Raw genomic sequence first — 14,883 nt, 5'->3', positions numbered from 1 at the left:
TCAGACCTCCCACATGGGGACGCGGAGGCCACGTTCGCGGGCGACCTCCTCGGCACGCTCGTAGCCGGCGTCGACGTGGCGCATGACACCGGTGCCCGGGTCGTTCACCAGCACGCGTGCGATCTTCTCCGCGGCGAGGTCGGTGCCGTCCGCGACGACGACCTGTCCGGCGTGGATGGACCGGCCGATGCCGACGCCGCCGCCGTGGTGGATGGACACCCAGGTCGCGCCGGACGCGGTGTTGAGCAGGGCGTTCAGGAGGGGCCAGTCGGCGATCGCGTCGGAGCCGTCCTGCATGGACTCGGTCTCGCGGTACGGGGACGCGACCGACCCGGAGTCCAGGTGGTCGCGGCCGATCACGATCGGCGCGGAGATCGTGCCGTCCGCGACGAGCTCGTTGAACCGCAGGCCGGCGAGGTGGCGCTCCTGGTACCCGAGCCAGCAGATGCGCGCCGGGAGCCCCTCGAACTGCACCTTCTCGGACGCCGAGGTGATCCAGCGGCGGAGCTTCTCGTCCTCGGGGAAGAGCTCGAGGATCGCCCGGTCCGTCGCCGCGATGTCGGCGGGGTCGCCGGACAGGGCGGCCCAGCGGAACGGGCCCTTGCCCTCGGCGAAGAGCGGGCGGATGTACGCGGGCACGAAGCCGGGGAACGCGAACGCCCGGTCGTAGCCGGCGAGTTCGGCCTCGCGGCGGATGGAGTTGCCGTAGTCGAACACCTCGGCGCCCGCGTCCATGAACCCGACCATCGCCTCGACCTGCTTCGCCATGGACCGGCGCGAGTCGTCGATGAACGTGTCGCGGTCCTGCTCGGCGCGGTCGTGCCACGTCTGGACGTCGTAGCCCTCCGGCAGGTAGCTCAGCGGGTCGTGCGCGCTGGTCTGGTCGGTGACGACGTCGATCGCGACGCCGCGCTGGAGGAGCTCGGGGAACACCGTGGCCGCGTTGCCGACGAGCCCGACCGAGAGCGCCCGTTGCTCCGCCTTCGCGCGGGTGACCCGCTCGATCGCGTCGTCGATGTCGTCCGTCATCTCGTCGAGGTACCGGTGCTCGACACGGCGCTGCAGACGGCTCGCGTCCACGTCGACGACCAGGGCGACACCGCCGTTGAGCGTCACCGCGAGCGGCTGCGCGCCGCCCATGCCGCCGCAGCCGCCGGTGAGCGTGATCGTGCCGGCGAGGGTGCCCCCGAACCGCTTGTCGGCGACGGCGGCGAAGGTCTCGTAGGTGCCCTGCAGGATGCCCTGCGTGCCGATGTAGATCCACGACCCGGCGGTCATCTGCCCGTACATCGTCAGGCCCGCTGCCTCGAGCTTGCGGAACTCGGGCCACGTTGCCCAGTCGCCGACGAGGTTCGAGTTCGCGATGAGCACCCGCGGCGCCCACTCGTGCGTGCGGAAGATCCCGACGGGCTTGCCGGACTGCACCAGGAGCGTCTCGTCCGAGTCCAGGTCGCGGAGTGCGTGCACGATCGCGTCGAACGCCTCCCAGCTGCGGGCGGCGCGGCCGGTACCGCCGTAGACGACGAGGTCGTCCGGGCGCTCGGCGACCTCCGGGTCGAGGTTGTTCATCAGCATCCGCAGCGGCGCCTCGGTCTGCCAGCTCTTCGCGCTGATCTCCGTGCCGCGCGCCGCTCGGACGGGGCGTGCGCCGACCGTGCTCGGGGTGGACTGTCCGGTGCGGGTCATGGTGCTCCTTCTCGGGCTGTGCGTCGTCGCGTCGTGGCTGGGGCCGGGGCAGGGCGTGTGGTGGCCGGGGCTGCCACGTCCATCCGACACGAACGCCGCGGTCCGCAGGGTGCTCCACGGCAGGTAGTGTCCGGGATACCGGACACGAAACACGGCGGCGACAGGAGGACCGTGCCCAAGGCCCCTGCGGCGGACTCGACGCTGCGCATCCTGACCGTGCTGGGCTCCCAGCGTGGTCCGATGGCGGCGGCCGTCATCGCGACGCGGCTCGGACTCCCGCGCTCCACCGTCTACCAACTCCTGGCCACGCTGGTCGACCACGGGTTCGTGATCCACCTCCCCGAGAGCCGGCGGTACGCGCTCGGGCTCGCGTCGTTCGAGCTCGGGTCCGGGTTCACGCGCCAGCAGCCGCTGTCCTTGCTCGGCGCACCGCTGCTCGCGACCCTGGTGGACCGGACCGGGGAGAGTGCGCACCTGGCGGTCATGCACGGCGCCGAGGTCGTGTACGTCGTCGAGGAGCGTGCGCGGCACCGGCCGACGCTCGTCACCGAGGTCGGGGTCCGGCTGCCGGCACACCTCACCGCGAGCGGCAAGGCGATGCTCGCCGCGCTGCCACCGGCGCAGCTCCGTGCGCTGTACCCGTCCGACTCGGCGTTCGTGTCGCGGACCGGCACCGGGCCGTCCGACGGTCGCGCGCTCCGGGCCGAGCTGGCCGCGATCCGGGAGGCAGGGGTCGCCACCGAGGTCGGCGCCGTCACGCAGGGACTCGCCTCCGTCGGCGTCGCGGTGCTCGACGGGAGCGGGTGGCCGGTGGCGAGCGTGGCGTGCACGTACCGGTCCGATGACGACGGCGCGGCCCCGGACGGTCTGGTGCAGGAGGTCACGCGCGTCGCGGGGGAGCTGTCACGGCGGATCGGCGGCGCCGATGCTCCACCGCAGAAGTGAGCGATCCGATTTAATCCGCCTGAAACGACAACTGCTACTCAGTGGCAGCACGTTTGCATAGGGTGGCAGCATGGAGCAGGAACCCACCGGCGGGCCCGGCATGCGGACGATCGACCGAGCGCTCCGCCTGCTCGGACTGGTGTGCGACGCCGACGGACTCACCCTCACCGAGGTCGCACGGCGCGCCGACCTGTCCGCGAGCACGGCGCTCCGACTGCTCCGTTCGCTCGAGTCGCACGAGTTCGTCCGCCGCGACGAGGACGGGCTGTTCACCGCCGGCCCGCACCTGGTGCAGCTCGGCGCCGCAGCACTCTCGAACACGGCCCTGGTCGTCCAGGCCCGCGATGCGATGCGACGCGTCGCGGACGGCACGACCGAGTCCTGCTACCTCAGCGTCTTCGGGACGGGGAACACCGCGGTGCACCTCGCGATCGCGGAGGGCACGCAGTCCATCCGTCACGTCGGCTGGGTCGGGCGCGCCATCCCCGTGGAGGACACGGCGGTCGGCAGGGTCCTGCTCGGTGACGTCGGGCCCGACGGGTACGTCGTGGTCGTCGAGGGCGCCGAGAAGGACGTCACCGCCGTCTCCGTGCCGATCTCCGCCGGCAGCCGGGTCGTCGCCGCGATGTCCTGCCTGGTCCCGAGCTACCGACTGACCACCACCGACGACGTCGCCCGGATCGGCGGATGGCTCGTCCGCGAAGCGGCGTCGGTGTACGAACCCGCCCGCTGACCCCCTCCGTCCCGCAGGAAGGAACGACGTCCGATGCAGCCCACCGATGTGCACCTCGACGACGCGCAACTGTCGATCGAGCAGGTCGTCGCCGTCGCCAGGCACGGCGCCGCGGTCTCGTTCTCGGCCGCGTACGAAGCCCGCGTCGAGGCCGCGGCGGCACTCGTGACGAAGTTCGTCGCCGACCGGCGCGTGGTCTACGGCGTCACGACCGGGTTCGGCGACAACTACACCGAGACGATCTCCCCTGAGGACACCCGGCGGCTCCAGGAGAACATCATCGTGTCCCACGCCGTGTCCGTCGGCGCGCCGATCCCCGACGAACAGGTCAGGGCGATCCTCGTCACGATGCTCGGACACCTCGGTCGCGGGTACTCCGGCACACGCCTGCAGACCCTCGAACTCGTCCGCGAGCTGCTGAACCGCGGCGTCACGCCGGTCGTGCCCGGTTCCGGTTCCCTCGGCTACCTCGCGCTCGAGGCGCACATCGCCCTCGTCCTGATCGGTCGCGGGCGCGCCCGGGTCGCCGGCGTGGTGCTCCCGGGGGCGGACGCGCTGCACGCCGCGGGGCTGTCGCCCATCCGGCTCGAGGCCAAGGAGGGGCTGACGCTCCTCAACGGCATCATGAGCGTCACCGGCATCGCCGCCCTCGCCGTGCACGACGCCACGAGCGCACTGCGGCACGCTGATGTGATCGGCGCGCTGTCGTTCGAGGCGCTCCGCGGCACGACCAGGGCCCTCGACCCGCGCCTGCACGCGCTCCGCCGTGCCCCCGAGCAGCAGCGGTCGGCCAGTACCATCGCGCGGCTGCTCGACGGCAGTGCCCTCGCCGAGCGGCACCGGGACCACCGCGTGCAGGACCCCTACCTGATCCGCGCGATGCCCCAGCTGCACGGGTCCGTCGCACGGGCCTTCGGCGACGCCGCGACGATCGTCGACGAAGCCCTCGGATCCCTCGGCGACAACCCGGTGCTGTTCGGCGACGGCAGTGGTGACGGTGACGCGGTGATGGGCGGGAACTTCGACGCGACGTCGATCGGCCTCGCGATGGACTCGCTCAAGGCCGCGGCGGCGGTCCTCGCCCACCACAGCGAACGTCGGGTCGACCGCATGGTGAACAGCACGGTCAGCGAACTGCCACCGTTCCTGGCCACGACCCCCGGGCTCGACAACGGTCTGATGATCCCGCAGTACACCGCCGCCGCCCTCGTGATGGAGATCCGCGGCGAGGCATGCCCGGCGACGATCGACTCGATCCCCACCTCGGCCGGACAGGAGGACCCGATCAGCAACGCGTACCTCGCCACCCAGCAGGCGACCCGTACCGTGGAGCGGCTCCGGTACGTGCTCGCGATCGAGTTGCTCACCGCCGCACAGGCCACCGACCTGCTCGACTCGATCGACGCGAGCTCCCCGGCGCTCGCCGCCGTCCGGACCCGCGTCCGCCGTGACGTCCCCTTCGCCGAACACGACCGTGCGTTCGGCGAGGACATCGAGACCCTCTACACCCTGGTCTGCTCGGACGAGCTCCTCGAGATCACGGGAACACCGACCATCGGAGCACCATGACATCGTCCTCGACCGGCACCCCCGCGGTGCGCCAGGACCCTCCCGAGAAGCTCAGCCGCTTCCACCTCCGCATCACCGCGCTCACCTTCGGTGCGAACTTCTCGGACGGCTACGCCCTCGGCAGCATCGGGATCGCACTGACCCTCATCGGCTCCGGCATGCACGTCGACGCCCTGTGGTCGGGCCTCATCGCGAGCTCGGTGCTCATCGGCATCTTCGTCGGCAGCATCACGTGCGGGTGGCTCGGCGACCTGTTCGGCCGTCGGCTCATCTACATGCTCGACTTCGTGCTCATCGTCGTCGCGTCGGCAGCGCAGTTCTTCGTGCACGAACCCGTGTCGCTGTTCGTGCTCCGCCTGCTCATCGGCTTCGGCGTCGGTGCGGACTACGCGCTCGGGCCGACCCTCGTCGCCGAGTTCGTGCCGGCTCGCTTCCGCGGCGGCCTCCTCGCCTCGCTCACGGTCGCGTGGACGGTCGGGTACACGGCGGCCTACTTCATCGGCACCTGGATCAGCACGATCCCGTCCGACCTCGGCTGGCGCTTCCTGCTCGCGAGCGGCGCGATCCCGGCCATCGTCGTGCTGATCCTGCGGCTCGGCACGCCGGAGTCGCCGCGGTGGTTGATCACGAAGGGCCGCATCGAGGAAGCCCGCGCGATCGTCGCGAAGTACCTGCCGGGGCAGCTCGACGTCGACGCGGTGGCGGCGACGCACTCGACCGCGCGTCCCGGTCGCTACCGGGACCTCTTCACCGGTCGGAACCTGCGGCGGACCGTCTTCGGCACGGTGTTCTACAACGCGCAGGTGATCCCGTACTTCGCGATCTACACGTTCCTGCCCGTCATCCTGCTGAGCCTCGGGATGGACGCCGACGGGTTCGCGTCCGGCCTGCTGCTCAACGTGTTCCTGCTGCTCGGTGGGGTCGCGGGACTCTGGGCGGTCGCCAAGATCGGCCGCCGTCCGCTCGTCATCTGGACGTTCGGCATCATGGCCGTCGCGCTCGCCGCCGTCGCACTCGGCAGCCACGCACCCGTCTGGGTGGTGCTGCCGCCGTTCCTGATCTTCACGTTCGTGATGTCGGGCAGCTCGAACCTCGACCAGGTGTACCCGCCGGAGCTCTTCCCGACGAACGTCCGCGCCGCCGGCGTCGGCCTCCTCAACGGGGTGAGCCGCATCGGATCGGCGATCGGCACGTTCCTGCTGCCCATCACGCTCGCCGGGTGGGGCATCAGCGCGACGCTGCTCGCCCTGGCCGCCGTGCTCGTCGTCGGCATGGTCGTGTCCATCCTCCTCGCGCCGGAGACCGCGCACGTGTCGCTCGACGACGAGGGGGTCGCGTGAGGCTCGTCCGGTTCGACGAGACGCCGCCCACCCGGTGGGCGAACGGGATCGGGGAGACCGTGGAGCTCTGGCGAACGCCATCGGCGGGGGACTTCGACGTGCGGCTCAGCATCGCGACGGTGGGCTCGTCGGCGCCGTTCTCCCTGCTGCCCGGCGTGGACCGCGTGCTCGTGGCGCTCGGCGTGCGCGGGCTCGAGCTCGACGTGGACGGGGTGCGCACGGTGCTCGGGCAGTACGACGGCCTCGCCTTCGCGGGGGAGTCGGCGGTCGCCGCAGTCGGGGTGTCCGAGTCCGCCCACGACCTCAACCTCATGGTCCGCCGCGGGGTGGGTCGGCCCGACCTGCGCGTCGAGAGCGTCGCCGGGTCGTCCGTGCCGGGCGCCGACGCGCTCGCCGTGATCCTGCTCGACGGCGACGTCCGGTGCGACGGGCGACCGCTCGCGTTCGGGGACACGTGCATCGGTCCGGGAACGCTGACGGGCTCCGGCCGGGTCGCGGTGGCCCGCACGTCCTGAGCAGGCGCTACCGCTCGTCGGCGCGTGGACGTATCCTGGGCACAGGAAGCAACGGCGGTTCCCATCCCTGCACGCCGACCCGAAGCCCCTTCTGTGACCGAACACATCATCGAGTACGTCGCCCGCGACCGAACGGGCATCACCGCCGTCGTCACCACGACGAGCGTCATCGACGTGGACACGGTGATCCGCAACATCCACTCCGGGCACTCCGGGTACGTCGTCCGCGCGGGCGAGTGGCACCGGGCACGGGTCCGCAGTCTGTCGATGATCGGCGGCTCGTACCTCTTCGCCAACTGGGACGGCTCCAAGCGCAACAACCTGCACGACGTCGCCTTCCAGGCACCGCAGCGCGTCGCCCGTCCGGCGAAGCCGTCCGGTGGCCTCCGCGCGGTCGTGCGGTCCTTCTTCCGCCGCACCGCGCGCTGATCGCGTTCTCCTGACGGACAGGAGGCCCGGTGCCAGCTGGCACCGGGCCTCCCGTCCATGCGCACCCGGGTCGCTGACCGGGATTGCGCCCCGCTGCGGACATCGCGCCCGCATGCGACGGGGCGCGATGTCCGCACGGGGGCGCGACCTGGGACGGCAGCGGGGAACCGGTCGCGAACTCCTCGGTACTCGGTGTTGCTATGTACCAGTAGTCAGTGTTACTTTCTACCGGTAGTCATCATCACTGAGTAGCAGGAGGGGTCATGGGCAAGCAGGACACCGAGATGCTCAAGGGCGTCCTCGAGGGCATCGTCCTCGCCGTCGTCGCATCCACACCGTCGCACGGAGCCGACATCACCGCGTGGTTGCGGGACCAGGGCTTCAGCGACATCGCCGAGGGCACCGTCTACGCGCTCCTCGTCCGCATCGAACAGCGCGGCCTGGTCGACGTCGAGAAGGTGCCGTCGGAGAAGGGCCCGCCGCGGAAGGTGTACTCCATCACCGACCTGGGGCGGGACCGTCTCACCGAGTTCTGGAGGACCTGGAGCTTCCTCGCAGAACGACTCGAACAGCTCCGCACACAGACCACGCAGGGGAACTGACATGTCCATCATCACCAAGCTCATCGGCGACAAGCGCGAGTGGCGCGAGTACAAGGCCCGCGTCAAGGCGCTCCCGGCCGGCTACGGCACCGCGGTCGAGGGCATCGAGCGCTACCTCATGTACACCGGCCCGAGCGACGCCGAGCGCCTCATGCGGATGCTCGACGACCTCGCGGACCTCTTCGAGCGCGCGGCCGCGGACGGTACCCCCGTCGCGAGCGTCGTCGGGGACGACCCGATCGAGTTCGCCGAGGAGTTCAAGCGCAACTACGGCCTCGGTTCATGGCTCAGCAAGGAGCAGCAGCGGCTGCAGGACGCCATCGCCCTGGCGACCGAGGAACAGGCGGCGGAGTCGTGACCACCCGGGACACCGCCGCCCGCGACACCGCCGCCCACGACACCGCCGCCGCGGCGATCGTTGTCCGGGGTCTCGAGAAGTCCTTCGGCAGCCTCCACGTCCTCCGTGGCGTCGACCTCGAGGTGCAGCGGGGCAGCATCACCGCCCTGCTCGGCTCGAACGGCGCCGGCAAGACGACGGTGGTGCGGATCCTCGCCACGTTGGCGAAGCCGGACGGCGGCACCGCGAGCGTGCAGGGGCACGACGTCGTGACCCGTGCGTCGGACGTCCGCCAGGCGATCAGCCTCACGGGGCAGTTCACCGCGGTGGACGACGTCCTGACCGGCCACGAGAACCTCGTCCTGATGGCGCGGCTCCGGCACCTGGCCGATCCCGGCGAGGTCGCGGACCGCCTGCTGGCCCGGTTCGACCTCGTCGACGCCGGACCACGGCGTGCGGGCACGTACTCCGGCGGGATGCGGCGTCGACTCGACATCGCGATGAGCCTGATCGGGGAACCCACGGTCGTGTTCCTGGACGAGCCGACCACCGGCCTCGACCCCCAGGCCCGCATCGAGGTCTGGGCGGCGGTCCGCGAGCTCGCCGCCGCCGGCACGACGGTGCTCCTCACGACGCAGTACCTCGACGAGGCCGAACAGCTCGCCGACCACATCGCGGTCCTGCACGAGGGCCGGATCATCGCCTACGGCAGCCTCGCCGACCTGCGGCGACTGCTGCCCCCGGCGCGCGTGGAGTACGTCGAGAAGCAGCCCACCCTCGAAGAGGTCTTCCTGGCGATCACGGCAGGGACGAACACGAGGAGCGCAGCATGAGCACCCATGTCATCGCCGACACCACAGCACTGACCGGCCGGTCGCTGCGGCACGTGCTCAGGAGCCCGGACACGATCATCACGACCGCGGTGATGCCGATCGCGTTCCTGCTGCTGTTCACGTACGTGTTCGGCGGCGCGATCGACACCGGCACGGGGGCCTACGTCGACTACCTGCTGCCGGGGATCCTCCTCATCACGGTGGCATCGGGCATCGCGTACACGTCCTACCGCCTGTTCCTCGACATGCAGAAGGGCATCGTCGAGCGGTTCCAGTCCATGCCGATCGCCCGGTCGAGTGCGCTCTGGGGGCACGTCCTGACGTCGTTGGTCGCGAACACGGTCGCGCTCGTCGTGGTCGTCGGCGTCGCGTTCGCCATGGGCTTCCGCACCGGTGCGGGTGTCGGAGCGTGGCTCGCGGTCGCCGGGATCCTGCTGCTCTTCACGCTGGCGCTGACCTGGGTCGCGGTGATCGCGGGGCTGTCCGCCAAGACGGTCGACGGCGCGAGCGCCTTCAGCTACCCGCTGGTCTTCCTGCCGTTCATCAGCTCGGCGTTCGTCCCGACGGACACCATGCCGGGGCCGGTCCGCTGGTTCGCCGAGCACCAGCCCGTGACGTCGATCGTCGACACGATCCGCGCCCTCTTCGCAGAGCAGGCGGTCGGATCCGACATCTGGGTGGCGCTCGCCTGGCTCGTCGGGATCCTCGCGGTCGCGACGGTCGTCGCGACCCTGCAGTACCGACGCAAGGTCGGCTGAGCGCCGGCCACCCACCGGACGGGAGGCTCGGTGCCAGCTGGCACCGAGCCTCCAGTCCGTCAGTCCGTCGGTCCGTCGGTCCGTCGGTCCGTCGGTCCGTCGGTCCGTCAGTCCGTCGGTCCGTCAGTCCGGCCGGTGTCGCGCGATCGCGCGCGAGGAACTTCCTTCTGGGGATTGACGAATCCGGTTCCCGATCCCCGGCGATCGGGAACCGGATTCGTCATTGCGCAGAATGAACTGCTGGTCGCTCCGGACCGGTGCTACTCGGCGACCTCGTCGAGGTCGGTGATCCCGGCCGCCTGAGCGGCGACCCGGCGGGCGCGCATCGACGGCGCGGCCAGTGCGGCGAGCACCGCGAGGACCGCCACGCCGGTGCACGCCCAGAACCCGATCGTGAACGCGTCGTCGGTCGGCAGCCCCTGCGGCGTGCTGTGCGAGGTGATCAGGGCGGCGATGACCGCGGTTCCGACGCTCGAGCCGATCGTGCGGACGACGGTGTTGGCGCTGATCGCCTCGCCCGTCTGGTTCGCGGGGACGCTCTCGATGATCGCGTTCGAGCACGCCGCGAGTGCCAGTCCGATGCCGATCCCGGTGAGGATGCCGGAGACGACGACCTGCCAGAGCTCGCCGTGCGCGATCGCGGGCAGCAGGAACGCGGCGACGATGGCGATCCCGCCGAGGAGCATCGGCGGCTTCGGGCCCACCTTCCGCACGAGAACGCCGGCGATCGGCCCGGCGACGACCATCATGACGACGGTCGGCAGCAGGAAGAGCCCGGCTTCGGTGACGTCCTTGCCGAAGCCGTACCCGACGGCTGTCGGGAGCTGGAGCAGCGTCGGGACGAGGACGAACGTGCCGAACATCGCGAAGCCGAAGACCAGTGCGACGACGTGCGCGGTCCACACGCCACGGACCGCGAAGAGCCGCACGTCGATGAGTGGTTCGGCGACCCGGAGCTCGACCAGCACGAACGCGACGAGTGCCACGGCGCCGAGGACCAGCAGTCCGATGGTCTTGCCGTCACCCCAACCCCACGTCTCGCCCTCGCTGACTGCCATGAGGATGGACACGAGCGAGACGGCGAGCACGAGCGTGCCGACCATGTCGAGTCGACCGGGCTTGCGGACCGGTGACTCCGGCATGCCGAAGATCGCTCCGAGCAGCGCGATGACGACGAGCACGGCGGGGAGCCAGAACAACCAGTGCCACGACAGGTGCTCGACGATCGGGCCGGCGGCGACGATGCCGACCCCCGCGCCGATGCCGAAGATCGCCGAGAGCAGGCCGATCGTCACGCTGACCTTCTCCTTCGGGAGCTCGTCACGGACGATGCCGATGGAGAGTGGCATCACGGCGCCGGCGGCACCCTGCAGGGCACGCCCGACGATGAGTGTCCCGAGGTTCGGTGCGAGGGCTGCGGTGACCGCGCCGACCAGGAGGATCGTGAGGACCACGATGAGCACCTTGCGCTTGCCGATCATGTCGCCGAGACGACCGAGGATCGGCGTGAGCACCGACGCCGAGAGCAGGTAGGCGGTGAGCACCCAGCTCGCGGCGCTCGTGGAGACGCCGAGGTCCTGGCCGATGGTCGACAGGGCGGGTGCGACGAGCGACTGCAGGACGGCGAAGGACAGGCCGCCGAGGGACAGGTAGACGATGATCGCCGTGCTGTTCGGTCGGCGTCCGTCGGTGGTCGGGTGTGATCCGGTCCGCGGGCTCTGCAGTGTCTCGGTCATCGTGCTCCGTGCTCGTCGTGTAAACAGTTGTTGACTCAACGATCGTACGCACTTGTCGCCTGATGTCAACAGTTGCTTACATCGGGGCTCGTCCCGGTACGCTTCGACCATGAGCAAGGACGCTGCGGCCACCCGGCGGCTCCTCGTGGAGGCCGCCAGGCGCCGGTTCGCCTTCGACGGGTACAAGGCGACGACGGTGCGGGACATCGCGGCGGACGCCGGGGTGAACGTCGCGCTGATCAACCGGTACTTCGTGTCGAAGGAGGGCCTGTTCCGCGCTTGCCTGGACCGCGTGGTGCACGACCTCGACCCGGACGTCGTCCGTCCGACCGACCTCGAGCACGCGCTGCGCGAGCTCGTCGGGCACAGCGTGCGGTCGCCGAGCGACGACGACTCCGTCCAGCTCATGCTGCTGCTGCGGTCGTCCGGCGACGACGGCGCTGACGCGATCCGGCGGGAGACCCTCCGGCGCTTCGCGGAACGGCTCGCGGGCGTGGTCGCCGACGACGTCACCGAGGACCTGCTGCTCCGCGCCGAGATCGCCCTGTCGGTCGTGCTCGGTATGACGATGCTCCGGACGTCCACCCGGGTGGAACCGCTCGCGTCCGCCTCGGACCCGGCGATCGCCGGGCCGCTCGACGACGCGCTCCGTGCCCTGCTCCGTGCACCTGGTACCGACCAGGTCGAGTAGCGTGGAGCGTGAATCGGACAGTGCCGTGCGCGGCGCCCGATCGCGCGGCCGAAGGAGCGCTTCATGTCCAGCACGGTCCACCTCCACCGAAGGCCCCGATGAGCGAGTTCACCGCCGCCGCGAATTCCATGCAAGCCGCCCCCGACGGTGCCGACCTCTGCCCGTCGTTCCTCGCCGTCCTGCCGGTCTCCGGAGTCGGCATCTCGACGCTCGGTGACCCGCTCGGCTCCGCCACGGTGTGCGCCAGCGACGCGATCGCCGAACGGGTCGACGAGATCCAGCTCGACCTCGGCGAGGGGCCCTGCTGGGAGTCCCTCGCGACCCGACGTCCGGTGCTCGAGCCGGACCTGTCGGCGACGACCGGTGACCGCTGGCCCGCAGCGCTGGAGGCGCTGCTCCGCGCCGGCATCGGCGCGGTGTTCTCGTTCCCGATGCGGATCGGGAACATCCCCGTCGGTGCGGTCGACCTGTCCGTCGACCGCGAGCACGTGCTCACCGTCGGGCAGATCCGTGGTGCGGTCGAACTCACCGAGGTGGCGGCCAGGCGTGTCCTGCGCGGAGCCCTCCTCGACGCGGCGTCCGACGGACGCGCTGACATGGACCAGGGACGATACTCGCGGAGAGAGGTCCACCAGGCGACGGGGATGGTGGCTGCGCAGCTCGCTGTCACCGTCGCGGATGCGCTGCTCGTCCTGCAGGCGCACGCGTACGCCACCGAGCGGACCGTGCGGGAGGTGGCGTCCGACGTCATCGCCAGACGCATCGACCTCGACCGACCGTACGGTCTCGAGAGCTAGGGAGCACACATGATGGCATCGACACGCGAGCACCGCCTCGTCGAGACGTTCGTCGCGCTCACCGACACCCTCGTCGACGACTACGACGTCGTCGAACTCCTGCAGAACCTCGTCGACACCGTCGTGGACCTCTTCGACGCGTCCGCCGCCGGGATCCTGCTCGTCAACCAGCACCAAGAGCTCGAGGTCCTGGCGTCGACGAGCGAGCGGTCGAGCTTCGTCGGGCTGCTGCAGCTCAACGCCGGCGAGGGGCCGTGCGTGGAGTGCTTCGCCACCGGACGACAGGTCTCGGTCCGGAACCCCGCCGAGATGCAGGAGCGGTGGCCGCGGTTCGCGAACGCCTCGGCGCAGTTCGGCTACGCGTCCGTGCTCTCCATCCCGATGCGGCTGCGCGAGACGACCCTCGGGTCGCTCAACCTGTTCCGTGAGTCCGAGGGGGAGCTCAACCCGGACGACGCCCTCGCCGCCCAGGCCCTCACCGACGTCGCGACCATCAGCGTCCTGCAGCAGCGGACCCTCGAGCACGCCGACCTCGCACAGCGCCAGCTCCAGCACGCGCTGGACAGCAGGGTCGTCATCGAGCAGGCGAAGGGCTTCGTGGCGCACACCCACCAGGTCGACATGGAGACGTCGTTCGCGCTGATCCGCCGGTACGCCAGGTCGCACCAGGAGCCGCTGGCCGACGTCGCGCGGGCGATCATCGAGCGGCGGCTGGTCCTGCCCTGAGGAGCGCACGGATCGTCGGCGTACGATCCGGCGTGTAGCCCTGGTCCCTGGTTACGGCAGCGGAGCCGAACCAGGAGGCATCATGGCAGACACGTACATCCCCACCGGGCGTCGCACCCCGGGGACCGGAGGCACGTCCAGCTACACGGCGCTGCTGGCTCGCGTGAAGGACGCGGGTCTCCTCGCGCGGAGGACCGGTTGGTACTGGGGGCTGATCGGGGTCCTCGCGGCCGTGCTGGTCGTCGCCGGGGGAGCGTTCGCCGTGCTCGGCGGTTCCTGGTGGCAGCTGATCGTCGCCGGCGTTGTGGGCCTGGTCTTCACCCAGTTCGCGTTCCTGTCGCACGAGGCCGCGCACCGGCAGGTCTTCGCGTCCCACACCTGGAATGACCGTGCGGCGCGGTACGCGGGCACGTTCCTGACCGGTGTGAGCTACGCGTGGTGGATCAACAAGCACAACCGGCACCACGCGAACCCGAACACCGTCGGCAAAGACCCCGACATCTCCTTCGACGCGATCTCGTTCCGCCCGGAGGACGCCGCGAGCCGCACCGGGTTCCTCAGGGTGCTCGTGCGGGTGCAGGGGTACGCGTTCTTCCCGATGCTGCTCGTGGAAGGGGTCAACCTGCACTGGCAGTCGATCCGGACCTACACCGGTGGCGACGGCGTCAAGCGGCGCTGGGCGGAGGGCTCGGTCTTCCTCGGACGGTTCGTCCTGTACTTCGGCGCCGTGTTCTGGTTCCTGCCGCTCGGCGTCGCGTTCGCGTTCCTCGGCGTCCAGCTCGGCGTCTTCGGGTTCTGCATGGGCATCGCCTTCGCCCCGAACCACAAGGGGATGCCCATCATCGAAGCCGGCCGCCGCGTGGACTTCTTCTCCCGCCAGGTGCTGACCTCCCGCGACATCACCGGCGGTCGATGGGTGGAGTACTTCATGGGCGGGCTGAACCACCAGGTCGAGCACCACCTGTTCCCGAGCATGGCGCGGCCGAACCTGCGGGCCGCGCGAGAGCTCGTCCGGCAGTACTGCGCCGAGCAGGACGTGCCCTACACCGAGACGACGCTCGTGCACTCGTACGCGATCGTCGTCCGGTACCTCAACGAGGTCGGGTTGTCCGCGTCCGACCCCTTCGCGTGTCCGATGGTCGAACGCTTCCGCGTGCACTGACCGCCCCCCACGACCGGTCAGTGC

Annotated in this window: 16 protein-coding genes; 14 read left to right on the top strand and 2 right to left on the bottom strand. The window is 70.6% G+C overall.

Annotated features, from left to right (window positions below; translation table 11 throughout):
* Positions 1-1,686, bottom strand: coding sequence for a urocanate hydratase (gene hutU, locus QK288_RS17970; RefSeq protein WP_281265634.1), 1,686 nt, complete (start codon positions 1,684-1,686; stop codon positions 1-3).
* Between the two features lie 171 nt (positions 1,687-1,857).
* Here hutU and QK288_RS17965 point away from each other — a divergent pair, with 171 nt between their 5' ends.
* From QK288_RS17965 to QK288_RS17920, 10 genes are all read left to right on the top strand, one after another.
* Positions 1,858-2,631, top strand: a complete 774-nt coding sequence (locus QK288_RS17965) for an IclR family transcriptional regulator (RefSeq protein WP_281265633.1) — start codon at positions 1,858-1,860, stop codon at positions 2,629-2,631.
* Positions 2,632-2,701: 70 nt separating this feature from the next.
* The gene (locus QK288_RS17960) at positions 2,702-3,364 is read left to right on the top strand and encodes a helix-turn-helix domain-containing protein (RefSeq protein ID WP_281265632.1); all 663 of its coding nucleotides are present in this window, start codon (positions 2,702-2,704) and stop codon (positions 3,362-3,364) included.
* Between the two features lie 33 nt (positions 3,365-3,397).
* Positions 3,398-4,933 (top strand): aromatic amino acid ammonia-lyase, encoded by a 1,536-nt coding sequence (locus tag QK288_RS17955; protein ID WP_281265631.1) that lies wholly within the window; start codon positions 3,398-3,400, stop codon positions 4,931-4,933.
* Positions 4,930-6,273, top strand: coding sequence for an MFS transporter (locus tag QK288_RS17950; RefSeq protein ID WP_281265630.1), 1,344 nt, complete (start codon positions 4,930-4,932; stop codon positions 6,271-6,273). The genes QK288_RS17955 and QK288_RS17950 overlap by 4 nt, the downstream gene beginning before the upstream one ends.
* Positions 6,270-6,788, top strand: coding sequence for a HutD family protein (locus QK288_RS17945; protein WP_281265629.1), 519 nt, complete (start codon positions 6,270-6,272; stop codon positions 6,786-6,788). Before QK288_RS17950 ends, QK288_RS17945 begins: the two co-directional genes overlap by 4 nt.
* Positions 6,789-6,881: 93 nt before the next feature.
* Positions 6,882-7,217, top strand: coding sequence for a hypothetical protein (locus tag QK288_RS17940; protein ID WP_281265628.1), 336 nt, complete (start codon positions 6,882-6,884; stop codon positions 7,215-7,217).
* A 263-nt stretch (positions 7,218-7,480) separates the two neighbouring features.
* Positions 7,481-7,819, top strand: coding sequence for a PadR family transcriptional regulator (locus tag QK288_RS17935; RefSeq protein WP_281265627.1), 339 nt, complete (start codon positions 7,481-7,483; stop codon positions 7,817-7,819).
* 1 nt (position 7,820) lies between these two features.
* Positions 7,821-8,177 carry a DUF1048 domain-containing protein gene (locus QK288_RS17930; RefSeq protein WP_281265626.1) on the top strand — a complete coding sequence of 119 codons (357 nt, stop codon included), beginning with the start codon at positions 7,821-7,823 and terminating at the stop codon, positions 8,175-8,177.
* Positions 8,174-8,989 carry an ATP-binding cassette domain-containing protein gene (locus tag QK288_RS17925; protein WP_281265625.1) on the top strand — a complete coding sequence of 272 codons (816 nt, stop codon included), beginning with the start codon at positions 8,174-8,176 and terminating at the stop codon, positions 8,987-8,989. The genes QK288_RS17930 and QK288_RS17925 overlap by 4 nt, the downstream gene beginning before the upstream one ends.
* Positions 8,986-9,747 carry an ABC transporter permease gene (locus QK288_RS17920; RefSeq protein ID WP_281265624.1) on the top strand — a complete coding sequence of 254 codons (762 nt, stop codon included), beginning with the start codon at positions 8,986-8,988 and terminating at the stop codon, positions 9,745-9,747. Before QK288_RS17925 ends, QK288_RS17920 begins: the two co-directional genes overlap by 4 nt.
* Positions 9,748-10,007: 260 nt before the next feature.
* Here QK288_RS17920 and QK288_RS17915 read toward each other — a convergent pair whose 3' ends face one another.
* A complete protein-coding gene (locus tag QK288_RS17915; protein WP_281265623.1) occupies positions 10,008-11,483 on the bottom strand; it encodes an MFS transporter in 1,476 nt (491 codons plus the stop codon).
* A 109-nt stretch (positions 11,484-11,592) separates the two neighbouring features.
* Between QK288_RS17915 and QK288_RS17910 the strand changes: the two genes are divergently transcribed.
* From QK288_RS17910 to QK288_RS17895, 4 genes are all read left to right on the top strand, one after another.
* On the top strand, positions 11,593-12,174 hold the full coding sequence (locus QK288_RS17910; protein ID WP_281265622.1) for a TetR/AcrR family transcriptional regulator: 582 nt from the start codon (positions 11,593-11,595) through the stop codon (positions 12,172-12,174).
* A 98-nt stretch (positions 12,175-12,272) separates the two neighbouring features.
* Positions 12,273-12,971 carry a GAF and ANTAR domain-containing protein gene (locus tag QK288_RS17905; RefSeq protein ID WP_281265621.1) on the top strand — a complete coding sequence of 233 codons (699 nt, stop codon included), beginning with the start codon at positions 12,273-12,275 and terminating at the stop codon, positions 12,969-12,971.
* 9 nt (positions 12,972-12,980) lie between these two features.
* On the top strand, positions 12,981-13,697 hold the full coding sequence (locus tag QK288_RS17900) for a GAF and ANTAR domain-containing protein (protein ID WP_348639026.1): 717 nt from the start codon (positions 12,981-12,983) through the stop codon (positions 13,695-13,697).
* Positions 13,698-13,779: 82 nt separating this feature from the next.
* Positions 13,780-14,859 (top strand): acyl-CoA desaturase, encoded by a 1,080-nt coding sequence (locus QK288_RS17895; RefSeq protein ID WP_281265620.1) that lies wholly within the window; start codon positions 13,780-13,782, stop codon positions 14,857-14,859.
* Positions 14,860-14,883: the final 24 nt, after the last annotated feature.

Origin of the sequence: Curtobacterium sp. 9128, assembly GCF_900086645.1 — a bacterium.
Lineage (GTDB): Bacteria > Actinomycetota > Actinomycetes > Actinomycetales > Microbacteriaceae > Curtobacterium.
Note: the sequence above shows the minus strand (reverse complement) of the source record. Positions and strands in the feature narration are given on the sequence as shown.

Excerpts from the sequence above, each read along its gene's own strand:
- hutU (WP_281265634.1), bottom strand. The coding sequence starts at position 1,686 with ATGACCCGCACCGGACAGTCCACCCCGAGCACGGTCGGCGCACGCCCC.
- QK288_RS17960 (WP_281265632.1), top strand. The coding sequence starts at position 2,702 with ATGGAGCAGGAACCCACCGGCGGGCCCGGCATGCGGACGATCGACCGA.
- QK288_RS17955 (WP_281265631.1), top strand. The coding sequence starts at position 3,398 with ATGCAGCCCACCGATGTGCACCTCGACGACGCGCAACTGTCGATCGAG.
- QK288_RS17950 (WP_281265630.1), top strand. The coding sequence starts at position 4,930 with ATGACATCGTCCTCGACCGGCACCCCCGCGGTGCGCCAGGACCCTCCC.
- QK288_RS17935 (WP_281265627.1), top strand. The coding sequence starts at position 7,481 with ATGGGCAAGCAGGACACCGAGATGCTCAAGGGCGTCCTCGAGGGCATC.
- QK288_RS17930 (WP_281265626.1), top strand. The coding sequence starts at position 7,821 with ATGTCCATCATCACCAAGCTCATCGGCGACAAGCGCGAGTGGCGCGAG.
- QK288_RS17920 (WP_281265624.1), top strand. The coding sequence starts at position 8,986 with ATGAGCACCCATGTCATCGCCGACACCACAGCACTGACCGGCCGGTCG.
- QK288_RS17915 (WP_281265623.1), bottom strand. The coding sequence starts at position 11,483 with ATGACCGAGACACTGCAGAGCCCGCGGACCGGATCACACCCGACCACC.
- QK288_RS17910 (WP_281265622.1), top strand. The coding sequence starts at position 11,593 with ATGAGCAAGGACGCTGCGGCCACCCGGCGGCTCCTCGTGGAGGCCGCC.
- QK288_RS17905 (WP_281265621.1), top strand. The coding sequence starts at position 12,273 with ATGAGCGAGTTCACCGCCGCCGCGAATTCCATGCAAGCCGCCCCCGAC.
- QK288_RS17900 (WP_348639026.1), top strand. The coding sequence starts at position 12,981 with ATGATGGCATCGACACGCGAGCACCGCCTCGTCGAGACGTTCGTCGCG.
- QK288_RS17895 (WP_281265620.1), top strand. The coding sequence starts at position 13,780 with ATGGCAGACACGTACATCCCCACCGGGCGTCGCACCCCGGGGACCGGA.